At 67.0% G+C, this 2251-nt stretch carries 1 protein-coding gene and 2 pseudogenes; 2 read left to right on the top strand and 1 reads right to left on the bottom strand.

What is annotated here, in order from left to right; all coding sequences use genetic code 11:
* On the top strand, positions 1-259 hold a 259-nt coding region (locus tag ABZS66_RS61410), incomplete at its 5' end, for a hypothetical protein (RefSeq protein WP_354774198.1).
* 37 nt (positions 260-296) lie between these two features.
* Here ABZS66_RS61410 and ABZS66_RS61405 read toward each other — a convergent pair.
* Positions 297-1503 (bottom strand): annotated as a pseudogene (locus tag ABZS66_RS61405) (IS4 family transposase).
* A gap of 95 nt (positions 1504-1598) precedes the next feature.
* Here ABZS66_RS61405 and ABZS66_RS61400 point away from each other — a divergent pair.
* Positions 1599-2251 (top strand): annotated as a pseudogene (locus ABZS66_RS61400) (IS5 family transposase); the annotation flags it as partial.

The following is a 2251-nucleotide window of genomic DNA, read 5'->3' as shown; positions in this document are numbered from 1 at the left end:
ACGACATCCACGAAGCGTTCATGAGCCTGGCCTGCTCCATCATCTGCTACCGCCGCCTCATCAAATGATGATTCTGTTAGGAGTCGTTAAGGTGTGGTTGGGCTTCTTTCGTTTGGTGGGGTTCGGTTTGGTGGCTTTCGTGATGGTGATGGTGTGGTCGGGTGGGGGTGGGTTGTGGTGGGCTCGTTTGAGTTTCCAGTTCGACATCTTGCGTTTGATCACGCGGGGGTTGGTGCGGGGGCGGCGGGTGATGAGGTGACGCAGGATTTCACGGATGGCTCGGGTGAGTGCCCGGGTCAGTCGTGAGGGGGGAACGCCGCCTGGGCGGTGACCTGGCGGCGGGCGAGGCGCAGGGTGCGGGTGAACGACACCCGGTCCGGGTCGGTGTCGGCGCTTTGCGCGGCGTGGTGCATCAAGCTGCGTATGGCGTAGTGGACGAGGAGGAAGCCGTAGATCTCCTGTTCGACCCCGGCTGGGGTTTGCGAGCGCAGGACCATGCCGGGTTGGCCTTGATGGGTTTTCAGCTCATCGAGGGACGTTTCGATTTCCCAGCGTTGGGCGTATAACGCGGCCAGGTCCAGCGCCGGGGCGCCGTGCGGGTCGAGGATGGTGCTGATCAGCCGGTAGACCGTGGCTTGGCCGGGCTGGCCGGGCATGGTGTACTCCACCACCCGCACGGTGATCGGGTCAGCGTGGCGGCGCTTGTCACGGGCGGCGAAGACGTGCGACAGGTACGAGCCGTCCGGCAGTTGCTCGACCACGGGGAGCACGGCGGAGGACTTGACCCGCCAGAGCAGGTCCGCGCCGGTCGCGGCGGCTTCCCGCCACAGGTCGAAGCCGAGGAAACCTCGATCGGCCAGCAGCAGCATGCCGGGGCCGAGCGCGGCGAACAGGCGCCGGGCCAGGACGGTCTCGTGGGTGGCCAGCGGTCCGGTGGTGGCGGCGAAGATGGCGTGGGTGCCGCATTCGGCCACAGCCGCTACCCGCGCTTACGGGTAGGCGCCCTTGCCGCTGCCGCGGGTCGAGCCCGGCCGCCCGAAGAAGTCCACATTGGACACCGTGTCGGGTAGATCGAAGGTGGTGCCGTCCACCGCGACCAGACGCCAACCCCGGTAGAAGGCACCAACCGTCCTCGGGGTGGCCACCGGCCGGCCGACCGCCGCGAACAACGCCTTGATCGGCTCCGGCCCCAACTTCGCCCGGGCCCGGGTGATCGCCGCCGTGGTCGGCACCCGCCACGATCCCCGCCAGCCACGCGCCCACCCCAACCCCTCGGTCAACAACCGGGCCACCTCTTCGTAGCCCTGACCGAAGAACAGGCACATAGCAAGGACGTAGTAGACCACCACCCTCGCCGGCAACAACCGGCTCCGCTGCTGCGTACGACCCGCCTCAGCGACCACCCGGTCCACCAACTCCGGCGGAAACGTCGAGGTCAACAACCCGATCGCGATCCGACAACCGCTCACCCACCGGCGGTTTCAACTGTCCAGCACGCGGCACACCGCACGCTAACAGCCAGGATGCTTAAGTCAGCGGTATTGCATCTAGGGCGTGTCCTGCCGATCATGTAGGTGCTGATCGTTGACGATGTGTTGGTGGTTCGTCGGGATGGGTTGACCGATGCGTCGTGGGCGTTGATTGCGCCGTTGCTGCCGGAGGCTGGGAAGCGTTCGGGCAGGTGGCGGGATCACCGGCAGGTCATCGATGGGATTTTGTGGAAGACGCGCACAGGTGCGCCGTGGCGGGATCTGCCGGAGCGGTATGGGCCGTGGAAGACCTGTCATGAGCGGTTGCGGCGGTGGACTGCGGACGGCACCTGGGATCGGATTCTTGCCGTGGCGCAGGTGCGTGATGACGGCGTGCCGGTGGATTGGGTGATCTCGGTGGATTCTTCGGTGGTCCGGGCGCATCAGCATGCTGCTGGGGCCCGGAAAAAGGGGGATCCGTCGGGCTGGGAGCCGCCGGTGCGGCGGTGGGTGCGCAGGACGGTGAAGCGATCGGCCGGTCCCGGGGCGGGCTGAGCACCAAGATTCACATCGCGGTTGACGGGCGTGGCCGGCCGCTGTCGATCCTGCTCACTGCGGGTCAGGCCGGCGACAACCCGCAACTGCTCCATCTGCTGGACGCGATCAGGGTCAACCAGCCGGGTCCGGGCGCGCCCCGGAAACGTCCGGACATGCTCCTGGCGGACAAGGGCTACGCCCATGACTCGACCCGCAAAGCTCTGCGCCGTCGAGGGATCCGGCAC

Origin of the sequence: Dactylosporangium sp. NPDC005572, from assembly GCF_040605515.1 — a bacterium.
Classification (GTDB): Bacteria; Actinomycetota; Actinomycetes; order Mycobacteriales; family Micromonosporaceae; genus Dactylosporangium.
This window is presented reverse-complemented; position numbering and strand designations above follow the sequence as displayed.